The sequence below is a fragment of the Rhodococcus sp. NPDC003383 genome, from assembly GCF_053589115.1.
The window spans coordinates 56,740-76,141 of sequence record NZ_JBSFRG010000001.1 but is presented as its reverse complement, the minus strand read 5'-3'; the positions used below and the strand labels follow the sequence as shown (position 1 = coordinate 76,141).

14 protein-coding genes are annotated in these 19,402 nt (G+C 69.5%); 4 read left to right on the top strand and 10 right to left on the bottom strand.

The genetic code is table 11. The features are described from left to right. Both ACWDTS_RS00275 and ACWDTS_RS00270 read right to left on the bottom strand, forming a co-directional pair. Positions 1 to 828, bottom strand: coding sequence for an SDR family NAD(P)-dependent oxidoreductase (locus ACWDTS_RS00275; RefSeq protein WP_450110041.1), 828 nt, complete (start codon positions 826 to 828; stop codon positions 1 to 3). Next, positions 825 to 2,414 (bottom strand): flavin-containing monooxygenase, encoded by a 1,590-nt coding sequence (locus ACWDTS_RS00270; protein WP_197257397.1) that lies wholly within the window; start codon positions 2,412 to 2,414, stop codon positions 825 to 827. The genes ACWDTS_RS00275 and ACWDTS_RS00270 overlap by 4 nt, the downstream gene beginning before the upstream one ends. A gap of 72 nt (positions 2,415 to 2,486) precedes the next feature. Between ACWDTS_RS00270 and ACWDTS_RS00265 the strand changes: the two genes are divergently transcribed. Further along, a complete protein-coding gene (locus ACWDTS_RS00265) occupies positions 2,487 to 3,113 on the top strand; it encodes a TetR/AcrR family transcriptional regulator (RefSeq protein WP_450110043.1) in 627 nt (208 codons plus the stop codon). A 226-nt stretch (positions 3,114 to 3,339) separates the two neighbouring features. Here ACWDTS_RS00265 and ACWDTS_RS00260 read toward each other — a convergent pair whose 3' ends face one another. The 6 genes from ACWDTS_RS00260 to ACWDTS_RS00235 form a co-directional block, all read right to left on the bottom strand. Then, positions 3,340 to 7,050: a multifunctional oxoglutarate decarboxylase/oxoglutarate dehydrogenase thiamine pyrophosphate-binding subunit/dihydrolipoyllysine-residue succinyltransferase subunit gene (locus ACWDTS_RS00260; RefSeq protein ID WP_450117289.1), complete on the bottom strand. Its 3,711-nt coding sequence runs from the start codon at positions 7,048 to 7,050 to the stop codon at positions 3,340 to 3,342. A 108-nt stretch (positions 7,051 to 7,158) separates the two neighbouring features. Beyond that, entirely contained in the window at positions 7,159 to 11,016 is a 3,858-nt protein-coding gene (locus ACWDTS_RS00255) for an ABC transporter ATP-binding protein (RefSeq protein ID WP_450117288.1), read from the bottom strand. Positions 11,017 to 11,109: 93 nt separating this feature from the next. Further along, positions 11,110 to 11,901 carry an ABC transporter permease gene (locus tag ACWDTS_RS00250; RefSeq protein WP_197256031.1) on the bottom strand — a complete coding sequence of 264 codons (792 nt, stop codon included), beginning with the start codon at positions 11,899 to 11,901 and terminating at the stop codon, positions 11,110 to 11,112. Further along, the gene (locus tag ACWDTS_RS00245; RefSeq protein ID WP_450117287.1) at positions 11,898 to 13,115 is read right to left on the bottom strand and encodes an ATP-binding cassette domain-containing protein; all 1,218 of its coding nucleotides are present in this window, start codon (positions 13,113 to 13,115) and stop codon (positions 11,898 to 11,900) included. The genes ACWDTS_RS00250 and ACWDTS_RS00245 overlap by 4 nt, the downstream gene beginning before the upstream one ends. Before the next feature lie 41 nt (positions 13,116 to 13,156). Then, complete coding sequence (locus ACWDTS_RS00240) at positions 13,157 to 13,996, bottom strand: alpha/beta fold hydrolase (protein ID WP_197256035.1); 840 nt, start codon at positions 13,994 to 13,996, stop codon at positions 13,157 to 13,159. Between the two features lies 1 nt (position 13,997). Beyond that, positions 13,998 to 14,726: a hypothetical protein gene (locus ACWDTS_RS00235; protein WP_450117286.1), complete on the bottom strand. Its 729-nt coding sequence runs from the start codon at positions 14,724 to 14,726 to the stop codon at positions 13,998 to 14,000. Between the two features lie 139 nt (positions 14,727 to 14,865). On the opposite strand from ACWDTS_RS00235, the gene ACWDTS_RS00230 reads away from it, so the two are divergent. Both ACWDTS_RS00230 and ACWDTS_RS00225 read left to right on the top strand, forming a co-directional pair. Next, positions 14,866 to 15,723, top strand: a complete 858-nt coding sequence (locus ACWDTS_RS00230) for a helix-turn-helix domain-containing protein (RefSeq protein ID WP_450117285.1) — start codon at positions 14,866 to 14,868, stop codon at positions 15,721 to 15,723. A gap of 11 nt (positions 15,724 to 15,734) precedes the next feature. After that, the gene (locus ACWDTS_RS00225) at positions 15,735 to 16,154 is read left to right on the top strand and encodes a VOC family protein (protein WP_450110069.1); all 420 of its coding nucleotides are present in this window, start codon (positions 15,735 to 15,737) and stop codon (positions 16,152 to 16,154) included. On the opposite strand, the gene ACWDTS_RS00220 is transcribed toward ACWDTS_RS00225, so the two are convergent. Both ACWDTS_RS00220 and ACWDTS_RS00215 read right to left on the bottom strand, forming a co-directional pair. Continuing rightward, entirely contained in the window at positions 16,124 to 17,167 is a 1,044-nt protein-coding gene (locus ACWDTS_RS00220) for a glutathione S-transferase family protein (RefSeq protein WP_450110047.1), read from the bottom strand. The genes ACWDTS_RS00225 and ACWDTS_RS00220 overlap by 31 nt on opposite strands. A gap of 32 nt (positions 17,168 to 17,199) precedes the next feature. Further along, positions 17,200 to 17,880: a GNAT family N-acetyltransferase gene (locus ACWDTS_RS00215; RefSeq protein ID WP_450117284.1), complete on the bottom strand. Its 681-nt coding sequence runs from the start codon at positions 17,878 to 17,880 to the stop codon at positions 17,200 to 17,202. A gap of 37 nt (positions 17,881 to 17,917) precedes the next feature. On the opposite strand from ACWDTS_RS00215, the gene ACWDTS_RS00210 reads away from it, so the two are divergent. Further along, on the top strand, positions 17,918 to 19,393 hold the full coding sequence (locus ACWDTS_RS00210; RefSeq protein ID WP_450117283.1) for an MFS transporter: 1,476 nt from the start codon (positions 17,918 to 17,920) through the stop codon (positions 19,391 to 19,393). The last annotated feature ends 9 nt before the right edge of the window (positions 19,394 to 19,402 follow it).

Here is a 19,402-nt window from a genome sequence, read left to right as displayed (position 1 = left end):
CTACCCCTTCGGCAGCACGCGGCCGGCGATGTTCGCGACCACTCGTTGGTAGGACGGTCCGAGCAGCCGCACCCACGCGTCGAGCAGTTTCGCGTCGCCGCCGATGAGCACCCGGGCGCGGTTCTTCCGTACGCCGTCGACGATGGTCTTCGCGGCGTCCTCCGGGGAGGTGCGGGCGAGCTTGCTGTCGAAGAACTGGGCGAAGCTCGCCTGGTCGACACCGTCGGGCACGGTCGCGTTGCGGGCGATCGCGGTCTTGATGCCGCCCGGATGCACGCACGTGACCCGCACCGGGTGGCCGGCGATCAGCATCTCCTGCCGCAGCGACTCGGTGAATCCGCGGACCGCGAATTTCGCTGCGTTGTAAGCGCTTTGGCCGGGGATCGAGAGCAGGCCGAAGAGCGACGAGACGTTGATCAGATGGCCGTCGCCGGACGCGATCAGGTGCGGCAGGAACGCCTTGCTGACGTTGACGACGCCCCAGAAGTCGACGTCCATGATGCGTTCGATGTCCTTGAACTCGGTGCGTTCGAACTCGCCGTGGTATGCGATGCCCGCGTTGTTGTAGACCTGGTTCACCGTGCCGAACCGTTCGAGCACCGCGTCGGCGTACGCGAAGACCGCCTCGCGCTGGGTGACGTCGAGATGGGTGGAGTGTACCTGGGCGCCGAGATCCTCTGCCCGCCGGACGGTTTCGGCCAGGCCCACGGTGTCCACGTCGGACAGGGCGAGCCGCGCGCCCTTCGCGGCGAGCGCCACGGCCAGTGCCCGGCCGATACCCGAGCCGGCGCCGGTGACGACGGCGACCCTGCCTGCGAATTCACTCATCGCACTGCCGCCTTTCCGCTGCTGCGCTCGGTCTGCTCGGTGGTGGTCACCGCGGGGTCGATCGCTGCGGCCGGTGGGACGAGGTCCGCGGCCGCGACGCCACGATACGCGTCGAGATCGAATTTCTTGGTCAGGCGCCGGAATTCGAACGTGAAGCCGGGCCACAGGGTGGTGTTGTTGCCGTGCTTGTCGAGGTACCAGCTCGCGCAACCGCCGTTGTTCCACACGCTGTTCTTCAGCGCGGCCTGCAGCTTGCGGTTGTACTCGTCCTGGGCTTCCTGCCGGACCTCGATCGTCCCGATGCGGTGCCGGTCGAGGGTTTCGACCGCGTCGACGACGTAGTTGAGCTGCGATTCGATCATGTACACCATCGAGGTGTGGCCCAGGCCGGTGTTCGGGCCGACGAGGAAGAACAGGTTGGGGAAGCCCGCGACCGCGCTGCCCTTGTAACCCTGCATGCCGGTCTCGTCGAACACCTCTGCCAGCGAGCGGCCGTCCTTGCCGACGATGCCTGCGAAGGTCGGGGAGTCCGTGACGTGGAAGCCGGTCGCGACGACGATCGCGTCGACCTTCCGGACCGTGCCGTCGCGGGTGACGACGGCGTCGGGACGCACCTCGGCGATGCCGTCGGTGACGAGGTCCACGTTCGGGCGGGTCAGCGCGGGGTAGTAGTTGTTGGAGATCAGCATGCGCTTGCAGCCGATCCGGAAATTCGGAGTGACCTTGCGGCGCAGTTCCGGATCGGGGATCTGCCGGCGCAGGTGCCGGCGGGCCGCGAACTCCAGCGGTTTCATGAAGATCGGGGCCTTGGCCAGGCCCACCACCTGCGTCTCGCGGGTGAGGTACTGCAGGGCGCGCGACAGTCGCTGGGCGCCCGGCACGTACTTGAACGCGAGATGTTCGACGGTCGTGTACTCGCGATCCGCGCGGGGCAGGATCCACGGCGCGGTGCGCTGGTACACGTCCAGGTATTCGACGCGGCCGGCGATCGCGGGCACGATCTGGATCGCGGAGGCGCCGGTGCCGATCACCGCGACCCGTTTGCCGGTCAGGTCGGCGTCGTGGTTCCAGCGTGCCGAATGGAAGATCTCGCCGTCGAAGCTGTCGATGCCGGGGATGTCCGGCAGCGACGGCTCGCACAGCGCACCCACGGCGGAGACGAGCACCTTCGCGCTGTAGTCACCGGTGGTGGTGTGCACGTCCCAGCGGAAGGTCGCGGGGTTCCAGCGCGCGCCGAGCACGTCGCACCCGAACACCGTGCGGCGCCGCACGTCGTACTTGTCGGCGACCCCGGTGATGTAGCGCTGGATCTCCGACTGCGGCGAGAACGAGCGGGTCCAGTCCGGGTTGAGGGCGAAGGAGTACGAGTAGAGATTCGACGGCACGTCGCACGCGGCACCCGGATAGGTGTTGTCGCGCCACGTGCCGCCGACCTCGGTGCCGCGTTCGAGGACGAGGAAGTCCTTACCGGCGCGGGTGAGGCGGATGGCGGCCCCGAGTCCGGCGAACCCGCTGCCGATGATCAAGGTCTCGACCTGCCGCACGGCGGCGCCGGCAGCGGAGATATCTGTAACCGGAAGACTCATGTATCCGAGCGTAGGTCCCTATTGAGGGATGGTCAATAGCATTGTTGACTCTAATTCAACAGAGGTGCTTGCATGGCACTTGTGAAGAACTCCGGCCCCAAACGCACCCGGCTCAGCCCGGACCAGCGCCGTGCGCAGTTGATCGATCTGGGTGTGCAGATGCTGTCGGAGCGGCCGCTCGAACACATCTCCGTCGACGACATCGCCGATCAGGCCGGGGTGTCCCGGGGCCTGCTGTTCCATTACTTCTCGAGCAAACACGAGTTCCACGTCGAGATCGTCCGGCACATCAGCCGTGACATGCTCGAACGCACCGCGCCGGACGAGAGTCTCGACCCGATCGCGATGCTGCGCGGCACCCTGGTCGCCTACGTCGACTACGTCACCGAACGCCGCGACACCTACGTGTCCATGCTGCGCGGGGCCGCCAGCAGCGACCCCGACATGACCGAGGTCTTCGAACGGACCCGGACCGCGATGGTCGAGCGCACCGCCGCGCACCTGCCGATGCTGGGGATCGAGGTGACCCCCGCCGTGCATCTCGCGGTGCGCGGATGGATCGCGTTCGTCGAGGACACCACCATCGAATGGCTGCGCGATCCGCAGATCACCCGCGAGGAGTTCATCGAGCTCGCGGTCGGCGCCCTGCCCGCGGTGGTCATGGTCGCCGGGGCGCCGGCGGGTGCCTCCCCGTCGTAGCCGCCCCACCCCGGTTGTTCCGAGCGAATGTATCCCTCGTCTCCTTGGATCGACCGAACGATACATTCGCTCGCCAGGGGAGGGGGTCGGAGGGGGAGCGCAGGCCGCAGAGGGCAGGCCGCAGAACGGCGCGAACCGGGCCGGCCCGCCCCGAAGGGCAGGCACGACCCGGCTCGCATGAGAACCGTCTTTCGTAGAAAGGCGGGGTGTGCCGAGAAGGTGCGGGTTACCGCGCGAACGCCTTCTCGATGATCTCCTGCTGCTCGACCGCGTGGACCTTGCTCGAGCCCGACGACGGCGCGGACATCGAACGACGCGACACCCGCTTGATGCCGGTGAGCTTCTCCGGCAGCAGTTCCGGCAGCGCCAGGCCCAGGAACGGCCACGCACCCTGGTTCGCCGGCTCTTCCTGCACCCAGAAGAACTCGGTGGCGTTCGGGTACTGGTCGAGGGTCTCGGCGATGCGACGACGCGGCACCGGGTACAGCTGCTCGATGCGGACGATCGCGATGTCCTCGCGGTTCTCCTTCTGCTTCTTCGCGAGCAGCTCCCAGTAGAGCTTGCCGGAGGTCAGCAGGATGCGGGTCGCCTTGGTGCGGTCGGCGGTGCCGTTCTCGTAGGGGACCTCTTCCAGCAGCGAGCGGAACTTGCCCTGGGTGAAGTCCTCGACGTTGCTGACCGCGGCCTTGTTGCGGAGCATCGACTTCGGCGTGAACACCACGAGCGGGCGGCGGATGCCGTCGAGGTGGTGACGACGCAGCAGGTGGAAGTAGCTGGCCGGAGTCGACGGAACCGCCACGGTCATCGAACCCTCGGCGCACAGCTGCAGCCAGCGCTCGATACGGCCGGACGTGTGGTCCGGGCCCTGACCCTCGTGGCCGTGCGGCAGCAGCATCACGACGTCGGAGAGCTGGCCCCACTTGGCCTCACCGGACGAGATGAACTCGTCGATGATCGACTGCGCACCGTTGACGAAGTCACCGAACTGCGCCTCCCACAGCACCAGCGCGTCGGGGTTGCCCACCGAGTAGCCGTACTCGAAGCCCAGGCCCGCGAACTCGGTCAGCGCCGAGTCGTACACCATGAAGCGACCACCGTTGCCGGCCTGCGCGGCCAGCGTGGCGAGCGGGTTGTACTCGTCGCCCGTCTTGCGGTCGATGAGCACCGAGTGACGCTGCGTGAACGTGCCGCGGCGCGAGTCCTGACCGGCCAGGCGCACCAGCGCGCCCTGCTCGGCGAGCGAACCGAACGCGAGCAGTTCCGCGAAGGCCCAGTCGATGTTGCCCTCGCGCGCCATCTCGCGGCGCTTCTCGATGACCGGCTTGACGCGCGGGTGCACGTTGAAGCCCTCGGGAACGTTCGCGAACTGGTCGCCGATGCGCTCGAGCACCGACTTGTCCACGGCGGTGGTCAGGCGCGGCGCCGGCGTCTGGTCCAGCTCGACCGACTCCGACGGTTCCGGCTTGTACTTCTCGAGCTCGCGGACCTCGTTGAACACGCGTTCCAGCTGGCCCTGGTAGTCCCGCAGGGCGTCTTCCGCTTCCTTGAGCGAGATGTCGCCGCGGCCGATGAGGGCCTCGGTGTAGCTCTTGCGGACGCTGCGCTTGGTGTCGATCACGTCGTACATGGCCGGCTGCGTCATCGACGGGTCGTCGCCCTCGTTGTGGCCGCGGCGGCGGTAGCAGATCATGTCGATCACGACGTCCTTGTGGAACTTCTCGCGGAAGTCCACGGCGAGCTGCGCAACCCAGACGCACGCCTCCGGATCGTCGCCGTTGACGTGGAAGATCGGCGCGCCGATCATCTTCGCGACGTCGGTGCAGTACTCCGACGACCGCGAGTGTTCCGGCGCGGTCGTGAAGCCGACCTGGTTGTTGACGACGATGTGCACGGTGCCGCCGGTGCGGTACCCGCGCAGCAGCGCCAGGTTCAGCGTCTCGGCGACGACACCCTGACCGGCGAACGCGGCGTCGCCGTGCAGCAGCAGCGGCAGGACGGTGAAGCCGTCCTCACCCTTGTCGAGGATGTCCTGCTTGGCGCGGACCAGGCCCTCGAGGACCGGGTTCACGGCTTCGAGGTGCGACGGGTTCGCGGTCAGCGAGACCTTGATGTCGTTCTCGCCGAACATCTGGATGTAGGTGCCCTCGGCGCCGAGGTGGTACTTCACGTCGCCGGAGCCGTGCGCGGCGGCCGGGTTCAGGTTGCCCTCGAACTCGGTGAAGATCTTCGAGTACGGCTTGCCGACGATGTTGGCGAGCACGTTGAGGCGACCGCGGTGCGGCATGGCGATGGCGACCTCGTCGAGCTGGTGCTCGGCGGCCTGGTCGATGATCGAGTCCATCATCGGGATGACCGACTCGGCGCCCTCGAGCGAGAACCGCTTCTGGCCGACGTACTTGGTCTGGAGGAACGTCTCGAACGCCTCGGCGGCGTTGAGGCGGCTCAGGATGTACTTCTGCTGCGCGACCGTCGGCTTGACGTGATGCGCCTCGACCCGCTCCTGCAGCCACTGCTGCTGCTCCGGCTCGAGGATGTGCGTGTACTCGATGCCGACGTGGCGGCAGTACGCGTCACGCAGCACCGACAGCACGTCGCGCAGCTTCATGCGCTGCTGGCCGTGGAAGCCGCCGACGTTGAACTCGCGGTCGAGGTCCCACAGGGTCAGGTCGTGCGTGGTGACGTCGAGGTCCGGGTGCGAGCGGAACTTGTCCTTGACGAACTGCAGCGGGTCGGTGTCGGCCATGAGGTGGCCGCGGCTGCGGTACGCCGCGATCAGCTCGAGCACGCGGGTGCTCTTGTCGACCGCGCCCTCCGGCACGTCCTTGCGCCAGCGGACCGGCTCGTAAGGGATGTGGAGGGTGTGGAAGATCTCGTCGTAGAAATCGTCGGAGATCAGCAGCTCGTGAACGGTCTTGAGGAACTCGCCGGACTCGGCGCCCTGGATGACCCGGTGGTCGTAGGTCGAGGTGAGGGTCAGCAGCTTGCCGACGCCCAGTTCCGCGATGCGCTCGTCGGAAGCACCCTGGAACTCGGCCGGGTACTCCATCGCGCCGGCGCCGATGATGGCGCCCTGACCGGCCATCAGGCGCGGCACCGAGTGCACGGTGCCGATGCCGCCGGGGTTGGTCAGCGAGATCGTCACACCGGAGAAGTCGTCACCGGTGAGCTTGCCGTCGCGGGCGCGGCGGACGATGTCCTCGTACGCCGAGTAGAACTGTGCGAAATTCATGGTTTCGCAGTTCTTGATCGCGGCGACCACGAGCGAACGTTGTCCGTTCTTGCCCGGCAGGTCGATCGCGAGACCGAGGTTGGTGTGCGCCGGCGTCACCAGGTTCGGCTTGCCGTCGATCTCGGCGTAGTGGTTGTTCATGTTCGGGAACGCCTTGACCGCCTGGACCAGGGCGTAACCGAGCAGATGCGTGAACGAGACCTTACCGCCCCGGGTACGGGCGAGGTGGTTGTTGATGACGATCCGGTTGTCGAACATCAGCTTCGCAGGGATGGCGCGAACGCTGGTGGCGGTGGGGATCGAGAGCGAGGCGTTCATGTTCTTCGCGACAGCGGCAGCGGCACCGCGGAGAACCTTCTTCTCCTCGGCGGCGGCCTTGTCGGAAGAGGGTGCAGCCGGCTTCGGAGCAGCAGCTGCGGGCTTCGCCGGCGCGGCGGCCGGAGCCGCGGCCTTCGGAGCGGGTGCTGCCTTCGGTGCGGGAGCCGGTGCGGGCGTCGGGGCGGGAGCCGTCGCAGTGGCGGTCGGAGCGCTGGCGGTGGCGGTCTCGATGCCGTTTGCACCACCTGCGACCGCTGTTTCGGGGGAATAATCTGTCAGGAATTCGTGCCAACTCGCGTCCACGGACGAAGGATCGTCCTGAAAGCGCTGGTACATCTCGTCAACCAACCACTGGTTCTGACCGAACTGTGATGTAGAGCTGCTGCTCACGGCAGTTGTTCGCCTCGTTTCTTTCTTCGGTACCCGATCGGAGCGCCTGTATTCATGAGGCTATCCCGTGCGTGCGGCGATCGTAATTGATCGAACATGCGGCGAGATCTACCTCACAATTTGTGCTTCGACTTCGACGGGGTCTCCATCGATGACGGTTCTCGACGACCGATTATTCCCTGCGCGGGTTTCGGCCGCATCACAGAGGGTCTGGTATACGCCGCCCGCGTAACGCAGCTCCGCGTGCGGCCCGGTTTCGACGATCCGCCCCCCGTCGACCACCACGACGCGGTCGGCGCGGGCCGCGGTTCCCAGCCGATGCGCGACCACCACGGCGGTCCGGGAACGCGCGACCTTCTCGCCGGCCTCGAGAACGGCCCGTTCGGTGCCCGGATCGAGGGTCGCGGTCGCCTCGTCGAGAAGCAGCAGGTCGGGATCGACGAGTTCGGCGCGGGCCAGCGCGACCAGCTGCCGCTGGCCCGCGGACAGGCCCTGGCCGCGTTCGCCGACCGGATGGTGCATTCCGCCGGACAGGGTCGCGATCATGCCCAGCGCACCGACCGCGCGGGCCGCGGCCTCGATGTCGGCGCGGTCCGCGTCGGGACGGCCGTACGCGATGTTGCTCGCGACGGTGCCCGTGAACAGGTGGGCCTCCTGCGGCACGACACCGAGCCGGCCGCGGTAGTCGGCGAGCCGATAGTCGCGCAGGTCGACGTCGTCGACGCGCACCGAACCGGAGGTCGGATCGTAGAAGCGGGCGAGAAGCTTGACCACGGTGGACTTGCCGGCGCCGGTGCGGCCGACGAGTGCGACCGTCGTACCCGGCGGGATGTGCAGTTCGACGTCGGTGAGCGCGTCGGTCTCGGCGCCGGCGTACCGGAAACCGACGTCGTCGAGGTGCACGTCGCCGCGCAGGTGCCCGGTCACCGGCACCGAGCCGGGCGGACCGGCCTCCAGCGAACTCTCGGTGCGCAGCAGGTCGCCGATGCGGCGCAGCCCGACGCGGGCCTGCTGATAGCCGTCGAACACCTGCGACAGCTGCTGGATCGGGCCGAACAGCAGGCTCAGGTACAGCACGAACGCCACCAGCACACCCGGCGTCGCCTCACCCGCCGCGACCTCCCGGGCGCCGACGTACACGACCGCAGCCAGCGCCAGGTCCGACAGCATCGTGATGAACGGGAAGTACAGGGAGATCGCCCGCTGCGAGCGCATGCGGCTGCGACGGTAGGCGTCGGCGCGTTCGGCGAACCGCTGCGCGGCGAACGCCTCCCGCCGATAGGCCTGCGCGGCACGCAGACCGGTGACGTTCTCCTGGAAATCCGCGTTGACGATCGAGATGCGCTCGCGCGAGATCGCGTACGCCGACGACGACACCTTCCGGAACCAGAAGGTCGCGATCAGCAGCGGCGGCACCACCGCCAGCGCCACCAGCCCGAGCGAGACGTCGGTGACCAGCAGCGCCACGGAGATGCCGGTGACGGTGAGCACGCTGACCACCGCGGTCGACAGACCGGTCTGGATGAACGACGACAGTGCGTCGACGTCCGTGGTCATCCGGGTCATGATCCGCCCGGACAGTTCCCGCTCGTAGTAGTCGAGTCCGAGCCGCTGCAGATGCGCGTAGCTGCGCACCCGCAACCCGAACAGCACCCGTTCCCCGGCCCGGGCGGTGAGCACCGTCAGCACCGCCACCACCGCCCAGCCGAGCAGCGCGAGCAGCACCCCGGCGCCGACCGCGGCCCACAACCGGGCGGGATCGCCGGGCGTGACGCCCTGGTCGACGGCGTACTGCACGATCGAGGGGAACCCGATCGAGGTGAGGGATTCGACGATCAGGCACAGCACGACCGCGCCGAGCAGCAACCGGACGGGCCGCAGCGTCGTCCACAGCCGGAACCTCGGATCGGGGCGGCGCAGCGCCCGGGACTGCAGGTCGCGATGCCGGCCCGGGGTTTCGGTGGCCGGGGGCAGCGCCGCCACCGCGGCCCGGAGTTCCGGGGTGGGTGCGACGGAACCGAGCGCCCCGCTCATCGGGCCGCCGCCACCGCGTCCGCCACCACCCGGGCCGCCGCCGCCCGGACCACCGCCGGGACCTGCCAGGGCAGGAGAGGCGGGGGACCTGCCGGCCTCGTCCGGGTCGGACGTCACCTCCGGCCACAGCTGCTCGGCCGACGGTTCGGGACCGGAGGCGAGGGGAGCGGTGTCGGGGTCGTCGTCGCCGGTGCCGGTGAGCAGCGCCCGGAACAGCGCATTGCGTTCCTCGAGTTCCTCGGCGGTCCCGACGTCGACGATGCGACCCTCGTCGAGAACCGCCACCCGATCCGCGAGCGACAGGGTCGAGCGGCGGTGCGCGAGTACGAGGGTGGTGCGCCCGCGTTGTGCGCGCAGCGCCGCGAAGATCGCGGCCTCGGTTTCGGCGTCGACGGCGGAGGTCGCGTCGTCGAGGATCAGCACCCGCGGATCCAGCAGCAGCGCCCGGGCCAGCGCGACCCGCTGCCGCTGCCCGCCGGACAGGGTCAGGCCGCGTTCCCCGACGACGGTGTCGTATCCGTCGGGCAGGTTCTCGACGAATTCGTCCGCGCGGGCCGCGACCGCGGCGGCCCGGATCTCGTCGGGGGTGGCGTCGGGCCGGCCCAGCGCGATGTTCGCGGCGATCGTGTCGGAGAACAGGAAGGGTTCGTCGAACACGAGGCCGACGGCTTCACGCAGCTCGTCGCTGCGCAGCGAGCGCACGTCCAGTTCGAAGTCGTCGCCGGTCAGGCTCACCGACCCGCCGTCCGGCGCGTAGAAGCGCGGCAGCAGCAGCGACAGGGCAGTCTTGCCGGACCCGGCCGGGCCGACCACGGCGACGGTTTCGCCGGGAGTCACCTCGAGATCCACGCCGCGCAGCACGTCGCGGCCGGGTTCGAACCCGAAGGTGACGTCGCGCAGCGCCAGCCCGAGCGGACCGGCGGGCAGCGGCACCGGGTGCGGCGGGTCCGCGACGTCGGGTTCGGCGTCGATCACCTCGTAGACGCGTTCGACGGCGGCGCGCGAGAGCTGCGCCATGATGATCACCGACGACAGGGTGCGGGTCGTCGCGCTCATCGTCGCCAGGTACGCGGTGAACGCGAGGAACGTGCCGACCGTCACGGTGCCGTGCAGCGCCAGCCACCCGCCGAGCGCGATGGTCGCGACCAGGCCGAGCTGCGGGATCGCGCCCATCGGGGCGGTGAACCGGGCATTGACGCGGGCCGCTCGCATCCGTTCGGCGTACAGCGCCAGGCCGTGCCGTTCGAGCTGGTCGACCGCGCGGTCCTCCTGGCCGAAGCCCTTGACGACGCGCACACCGGTGACGGTTTCCTCGACGTGCTGGGCCAGGTCGGCGGCGCGTTGTTGCGCGGACCAGGTCGCGGCGAACAGTTTCGGCCGCACGGTCCGGACGATCAGCGCGATGACCGGCACGGTCACGACGGCGATGAGGGTGAGCAGCGGCGACAGTACCGCCATGATGACCAGCGCCAATACGAACTGCAGCAGGGCGCCCGCCGACATCGGCACCATCGCGAGCAGTCCCTGGACGAGCTGCAGATCGGTGATCGAGCGGGACACGACCTGTCCGGTGCGGATCTGGTCCTGGCCGCGTCCGTCGAGCCGCTGCAGCGACCCGAGCAGCCGCAGCCGCAGGTCGTGCTGGACGTTCAACGACAGCTGTCCGGCGAGCATCCGGCGCCCGTACTGGCAGCCGAACCGGACCAGTGCACCCCCGGCGATTCCCGCAGCGGCGACCCCGATCAGGTGCAGGTCGGCGCCCTGCGGGTGGGTGGCGCTGTCGAGTGCGAGTTTCGTCAGGAGCGGGAAGCCGATGTCGATGAGCGCGGCGACGACCGTCGCCACCAGTGCGCCGATGGCGACGGCACGGTGACGGAAGGATTCGGTGCTCAGTCGGCGGATCCAGCCGGGGGACTGCGAGTCGTGTTGCATCGCTGCCGACATTAGCGCCAGGCGCCGACGGCGCCGGTGTGCCTTTGTAGCGGTGGGGACCGCCACAAAGGCACACCGGCGCGAAGCGCCCGGTCAGCCCACGTCGCGGCTGCGGACCCGCCACCAGCCGAGCGCGCAGACGAGCAGCGTCCAGCCGATCAGCGCCAGCGGAGCCCCCGGCCAGCGAACGGCCATGTCGCCGGTTTCGGGAATGTCGATGACCCCGACGATCGTGTACCAGGTGAGCTGGACGGGAAGCAGGTCCGCGACCGCGCCCAGCCCGAGGCCGTGCAGGATCAGCGACACGATCAGCTCACCGAACGGCACCCACGCGGAGATCGCGAGCACGCTGCCGACCGTCGAACCGGTGAGCAGACCGAGCCCGGACCCCATGAGGGCCCACAGCGCGGCGCAGAGCATGCCGGTGGTGAGGACTGCCGCGAGCTGGCCGAAATCGGATCCGCTGGACGGGCCGCTGTCGCCGCCGGCGAACATCAGGACGGTCAGAACGGCCGCGATCTCCACGACCACGCAGTACAGCAGCCCGAACGCCGCGGCGGTGACGTACTTGGCGGCGACCACCCCGTCGCGACCGCGGGTGGTCAGGAACGTCGTCGCCATCGTCCGATGCTGGAATTCGGTGCCGCCGTTCACCGCGCCGAACACGGCCGCGAACAGGAACACCAGCGCCAACGCCAGCGCGATGCCGATCGCCGCCGACACGGTCGACGCGAAACCCTCACCGACGATGTCCTCGACCTGACGGGCGAGCGGCAGGGTCAGGGCACCGGTGAACAGCCCCACCACGACCGGCGCGATCCCGAGGATCCACCAGTAGCGCAACCCGAGGACCTTGCGGACCTCGGCGTTCAGAAGCGCGGTCAACGTTGGAATCCTCCCGGTCCGAAGGGCGGTTGGTGAGGTGCGGGCACGCCCGGCGGGTACTGCTGGGCCGGAGGCTGCTGGACGGGGTACGGCTGGGCGGGATACGGCGGGGCCGCCTGGCCGGCCTGCTGGTAGTGCTGCGGAGGGTAGTGCTGCGGTGGGTATCGGTCCTGCGGGTGCTGCTGCGGCGACTGGGGGATCGGCGGCGCATATCCGGGCGGGACCTGGCCCGACGCAGGCGGTCCCGGCTGGTGGTAGCCGTGCGTCGCGGCGTAGCGACCGCTGGTCATGGACAGGAACACCTGCTCGAGATCGACGTGTTCGACGTGCGTGCCGAAGATCGTGACCTTCTGCTCGGCCGCGAGCGCCGCGATCCGTTCGGGATCGGCCCCGACGACCGCGAGCCGCCCGTCGCCCTGGATCTGCGCGTCCGTGATGCCGGCGGCCGCCAGGGCCGCCGCGAGACGGGCCGGGTCGGAACAGGCCACCAGGACACGCGAACGGTAGGCGTTGCGCAGATCCGCGGTGCTGCTCTGATGCACGAGCGTGCCGTTGGAGACGATCACCAGGTGGTCGGCCATCTGCTCGACCTCCCGCAGGATGTGGCTCGACACCAGCACCGTGCCGCCGGATCGGGCATACGACTGCAGGAATTCGCGCAGCCAGGCCATGCCCTCCGGATCGAGGCCGTTCGCCGGTTCGTCGAGGACCAGGTAGCGGGGTTGCCCCAGCAGCGCGGTCGCCAGCGCCAGCCGTTGGCGCATCCCGAGGGAGAACTCGCCGGTGCGCCGGGTCGCGACCGAACCCAGGCCGACCAGGTCGAGGGACGCCCGCGCTTGCGAGAGCGGCACCCGCATCGCCGTGCAGTACACCTCGAGATGGGTGAGCGCCGTGTGCTTCGGGTGCGCGCCCTGCGCGTCGAGGACGGCACCGACGACCCGCCCCGGCTGCGGCAACGACGAGTACGGGACGCCGTCGATCAGCGCGATTCCCGCAGTCGGGCGCACCAGGCCCAGCAGCATCCGCAGCGTGGTGGTCTTCCCGGATCCGTTGGGCCCGAGGAAACCGGTGATCGATCCGGGCGGCACCGTGAACGACAGGTTGGAGACGGCCGGAATGTTCCTGTACGTCTTGGTCAGCCCCTGCACGGCGATGCCCGGCGGCGGCCCGGAACCGGGGAACGCATCGGGCGCCTGCGCGAACTGTGCGGTCAAGAACTTCCCCCGTCTCTGCGGTCCACGTGGTCGTCGCGAGCCTACGTGCCCGCCTCCCCGGCGGCGAGACGCCGGTGCTCGAGGAACGGCAGCACCGCGCCGAGGAACTCGGTGGGTGCCTCGAGCTGGGGGCAATGCCCGGCGTCGGGGATGATCACCACCCGCCGGTCCGGTCCGCCGACGACGCGGCGAGCCGCCCGCGCCGGCGTGAGCCGATCGTGCGCACCCCACAGCAACAGCGTCGGCATCGTCAGCGCGTGCACCATCTCCGGTATCGGGAGTCTCCCGAGTTCACGCACCGCGGTCCGGCCGACCCTCAGCATTGTGTCCATCCGCCGCCGGTCGGCGAAGTTCGCGGTGAACGCGGACAGCGTGGCCGCATCCATCCGTTCCGGCCGGTGCAGCGCCGCCCGCGTGTACAGCTCGCCGATCATCCGCTGCATCACCGGCATCGGAACCGGCCGGGACATCATCCGGGACATCAGGTCCAGGGGAAGCCGCGCGCTCTCCGTCCAGACCCGCGGAATTCCGGCCAGGCCCGGCATGTCCGACAGCACCACCCGGTCGGTTCGTTTCGGATGCACCGACGCGAACGCCAGCGCCGTGACCGCACCGAGCGAGTTGCCGATCAGCGCGACCGGTTCGGTGCGGTCCGCGACGAGATCCGCGACGGTGTCGACGTAGTGGTCGAACACCGGTGCCCGCCACTGCGCGTAGCTGCGACCGAACCCCGGTAGATCCACGGTGAGCACCCGGTACCGCTCGGCGAGTTCCGGTTCCACCTTGCACCATGTGCCGCCGTGATCGGAGTAGCCGTGCAACAGCACGACGGTCCGTGAGCCGGTACCCGACTCGCGGACGTACACCGACGGCGCGGACATGTCAGGGACCGGTCGATGCGGCGCTCGGCAGGGCACCCACCGTGCCGGGTTCGAGCGCGGCGGGGGCATCCGGCCACTGCGCGGGTGGCGGACCGAACGCGGTACGGGCGTTGCTGATGGTGCGCTTGCCGAGCGCGCGGTTACCGGCGCCACCGATGACCGCCCCGATCCCGGCGGGCACCAGCTTGCCGAGGATCAGCGCGCTGCGCTTGGCGAAGTACTTGCGGATGAACTTCTTGACCAGCGAATTGTTGAGCATCCTCAGCTGGGAGCCGGGGATCTTCCCGGTGAGCGCCGACGTCCAGTTCTTCATCGTCGTGCCGGTCGCCTTGCTCACCACCTCCATGCCGGTCTCACCGAGGGCCACGGCCAGGACGAGCGCGCGACGCTGCTCGTGATCCTGCGGGTGGACGCCGTGCACCGACGCGACGGCGAGGGTCAGCAGCGCCGACGCCTCGAGGAAGAACATCGTCTCGGCGCCGACCGCCCCGACCGCGGTGAGGGTTCCGACTCCGGGGAACGCGGCGGTCGCCCCGACCGCGGATCCGCTGCCCGTGACGCCGGTCAGGAACATCTTCTCGAGACGTTCGATGATCTGCGCGGGCGACTCGTCGGGATGCGCCCGGCGGACCCGGTCGACGTACTTCGCCACCGCGGGGCCCTGCAGCCTGCTGCCGTTGTCGAGCAGCGTGACGAGGAACTTCTCGATCGGCCCGGATTTTTCGCTCATCGGTTCGCCTTTCGTGTCGCCCCCTGTGTGTCGCCGTCTTCGTGTCGCGGAGGCACATCCGGGGGTGCACGGCCGACTATAGATATTTCCGGCGACAAGCCGGTGGGATTGCGACCGGACCGCGCCTACGCTGGCGATTGTGCCGGGGGTCTCCGACGGAGCGCGACGGCGGCCGGCGCCGCCGTTGCGGCCGTACGTGCGCTGGTACGACGGCTACCGCCTCACCGGTTTCCCCGCAGGCGAGCATCTGGGACTGCCGTCGCAGGACCTGACGGTCGTGCTGACGATCGGCGAACCCCTCGACCTCGCCCGCGCCGCCGCTCCCGGACAGCAGCCGGGCCGGTTCCGGGCACTCGCCGGCGGCCTCACGACGTCACCGGTGACGATCGCGCACGACGGCAACCAGCACGGCATCCAGCTGGCGCTCACCCCGGCCGGTGCCCGCGCCCTGCTCGGCGTCCCGGCCGGGGCACTCGGCGCGTGGGTCGTCGACCTGGAGGACGTGCTCGGCGCCGACGCGCGGGAGTTGCAGGACCGCATCGCCGCGGCCGACGAATGGCCGGAGCGGTTCGCGGTGCTCGACGACGTGCTCGGCCGCCTCGCACGCCGCGACCGTCGCGCCGGCGGCGTCGACACCCGCCTCGCGCGGGCGTGGCAGCAGCTGACCTCCCCCGGAAGCGCCGGGGTGGGGGCGGTCGCCGACGACATCGGGTGGAGCCGCCGCCACCTGACCGGCCGATTCACCGCCGAATACGGGGTCGGGCCCAAGGACGCGGCGCGGCTGGCGCGGTTCGACCGCTCCCGCATGCTGCTGCGCACCCCCGGCCGGCACCGCCTCGCGGACGTCGCGGTGCGCGCGGGCTTCTACGACCAGGCGCACCTGGCCCGCGACTGGCGCGACCTCGCCGGGGTACCCCCGTCGCAGTGGATGGACGACGAGGTGTTCCCAATCGTCCAAGACGGGGAACCGTCGACGGACGGAGGATCTGTGACATGACCACCGAAGACATGACCACGACAACCACCACGACAGCAGTGTTTCCCTGCTTCACCTACGACGACGCACGCGGCGCCATCCGCTTCCTCGTCGACGCGTTCGGGTTCGTCGAGACGGCCGTGTACGGCGAGGGCGACCGCGTCGACCACGCGGAACTGACCTGGCCGTACGGCGGCGGCATCATGCTCGGCTCGGCCGGCCGCGACGACAGTGCGATCGAGCTGCCCGCCGGCGTCGGCGCGGCTTATCTCGTCGTGCCCGACGACGCGAAGGTCGACGCTCTGTACGACCGGGCCGTCGCGCACGGCGCGACCGTCACGCGCGGCATCCGCGACGAGGACTTCGGATCGCACGGATTCACATGCCGCGACCCGCAGGGCGTCCACTGGAGTTTCGGCACCTACAGGGGTGAGGCCGCCAGCGGCGAGTGACCGCTCGGGACCTGTTCGGCCGGCTGGGGAGGGAGCGGCGGTGTGCCGTCCCCGAACGGCCGGCCACCGAGCGCTTCGCGCCCGTGCGGGGTGAGCCAGCCGGACAGGTCCGGCCCCTTCGGCACGATCCCGGTGGGGTTGATATCGGTGTGCACGAGGTAGTAGTGCTGCTTGATCTGCACGAAGTCGATCGTGTCGCCGAACCCGGGTGTGGTGAACAGGTCCCGCGCATACGCCCACAGCGCGGGGAGCGCGGTGAGCGGGTTGCGGTTGCACTTGAAGTGCCCGTGATAGACCGCGTCGAACCGGGCGAGGGTGGTGAACAGCCGCACGTCCGCCTCGGTGATGGTGTCGCCCACCAGGTACCGGCGCGTGGTGAGCCGGTCCTCGAGCCAGTCGAGCCGCGCGAACAGGGCGTCGAACGCCTCCTCGTAGGCGTGCTGTGATCCGGCGAAACCGCACCGGTAGACCCCGTTGTTCACGTCCCGGTACACCAGTTCGGCGACCTCGTCGATCTCGGCGCGAAGTGCCTCCGGATACAGGTCGGGGGCGCCCGGCCGGTGGAACCGGGTCCACTCGGTGGACAGGTCGAGGGTGATCTGCGCGTAGTCGTTGGTGACGACCTGCCCGGTGCTCACCTCCACGATCGCCGGGACGGTGATGCCGCGCGAATATTCGGGGTCCCGCGCGAAGTACGCCTCCTGGAGTCGCTCGATGCCGAGCACCGGGTCGACCCCTCCGGGATCGAGATCGAACGTCCAGCTGCGCCGGTCGTGCGTCGGACCGCACAGTCCCAGCGACAACGCATCCTCGAGTCCCAGCAGCCGTCGCACGATCAGCGCGCGGTTCGCCCACGGGCAGGCCCGCGCCGCGATCAGCCGATAGCGCCCGGCCTCGACCGGATATCCGTCCCGGCCGTCCGCGGTGATCCGCGTCGTCACGTAGCGGGTGTCGCGGTTGAACTCACCGGCTTCGACGTAGCTGCTGCTGCGGGAATCGGAGTGTTCGGTCACGGGATTTCCTTCCCTGCGGAGTTGACTACACGCTAGCGCCGCAGCTGCACCGTCAGGTGGCTTCCGCACTCCTCGTATCCCAGTACCGCCGCCAGACCGCGCCCGGCGAGATTGTCGCGGCGGACCCGGCACTGCGGAATCAGTCCCGCGTCCAGGGCCTCGTGTGTCGCCAGGGTCGCGACGGTCGAGGCCAGACCCAGCCGCCGATGTTCGGGGACGGTCAGCGCCACCACGTCGGCAAGGATCGAGTGGACTTCGCCGTATCCGGCCGCGGACAGCGGCCGGTGGTCGTCGTCGAGAAGGACGAACACGCGGTCGCCGTCGGCGGGGGTGGCATCGATCGTGTCGTCCGGCGGGCAGCGCCGCCGCAGTTCGGCGAGGTCGCGGGCGTCGTGCGAGATCAGCGGATCCCGCACCCGGCTCGCATCGATCCAGTCCGCGCAGTAGTGCAGCACGTGGCTCCGGGCGCCGTGCCCGCCCGTCGCCTCCCGGACCGTCGCCGCGTCGAGCGCTTCGGCGGGAATGCGGTCGACGGCCGCGACCGCGTCACCGGGACCGACGACGGCCGTCGTCTCACCCAGACGCAGAACCTGCAGCCGGTCGGCGGTATCGTCCACGCGCACCACACGCCCACCCGCGTTGAGCGCGTGGTCGTCGAGAGCGAGTTCACGGCACCACGCCAACTGCACGATGTCCAGGAGATGTCGTTCCACGCGGCTACCGTAGACCCGCGTAGTGGAAGGAGCGTTCGTGAACACCAGATCCGGAGAATGGCCCGCGCTGTGGGCGCTGTGCCTCGGGTTCTTCATGATCATGGTCGACGGCACCATCGTGGCCGTCGCCAACCCCGTGATCATGCGAGAGCTCGACGCGGACATCAACTCCGTGGTGTGGGTGACGAGCGCGTATCTGCTGGCGTACGCGGTGCCGCTGCTCGTCACCGGCCGCCTCGGCGATCGCTTCGGTCCCAAACGCATCTACCTGGCGGGTCTGGTGCTGTTCACCGCCGCGTCGTTGTGGTGCGGTCTGTCCGGCACCATCGCGGTCCTGATCCTGGCGCGGGTCTTCCAGGGACTCGGTGCGGCACTGATGTCGCCGCAGACGATGGCGATCATCACCCGCATCTTCCCGCCGGACCGGCGCGGCGCCGCGATGGGCATGTGGGGTGCCGTGGCCGGTGTCGCGAGCCTCGTCGGGCCGCTCGCCGGCGGTGGTCTGGTCGACGGTCTGGGCTGGGAGTGGATCTTCTTCGTCAACGTCCCCGTCGGCGTCCTCGCGTTCGTGATGGCGGTGCGGCTGGTGCCGAACCTGGAGACGCACTCGCACACCTTCGATCTGCCCGGTGTCGCGCTCAGCGGCGCGGGCATGTTCCTGCTGGTGTTCGGCATCCAGGAGGGCAATTCCTACGACTGGTCCGCGAAGGTGTGGGGCTGCATCGCGGCCGGTGTGGTCCTGCTCGTGGTGTTCGTTCTGTACCAGGGGCGGATGCGCGGTGAGCCGCTCGTGCCGCTCGAGCTGTTCCGCGACCGCAACTTCTCGCTCGCGAACATCGGGATCGTGGCGATCGGTTTCACCGTCACCGCGATGACGCTGCCGCTGATGTTCTACGCACAGGCGGTGCGCGGCCTCAGCCCGACCGGTTCGGCGCTGCTGATGGTGCCGATGGCGGTGTTCACCGGCATTCTCGCGCCGTTCGTCGGCCGCCTCGTCGACCGGGTGCATCCGCGCTACATCGCGGGAACCGGGTTCGCGTTGCTGGCGATCTCGCTGGTCTGGCTGTCGGCGGTGATGACACCGGATTCGCCGACGTGGTCGCTGCTGCTGCCGTCGGCGCTGATGGGTGTCGCCATGACCGGGATCTGGTCGCCGCTGTCGGCGACCGCGACGAACCACCTGGCGCCGCAGCAGGCCGGTGCCGGTTCCGGTGTGTACAACACCGACCGGCAGATCGGTGCGGTGCTCGGCAGCGCCGCGATGGGTGCGCTCATGACCTCCCGGCTCGCCGCGGAGGGACTCGGGGGAGGCGGCAGCCCCGAGATGAACACGGGCGTGATGCCCGAGCAGTTGCACGAGCCGTTCTCGACGGCCATGGCCCAGTCGATGTGGCTGCCGGCAGCGGTGCTCCTCGTCGGACTCGGCGCGTCGCTGTTCTTCGCGCGGCCGCACACTCAGGTGAAGCAGCCGGTGGTCCCCGAATCGGACACTGTGGACGCCACACACGGTTGAGGCGACCGA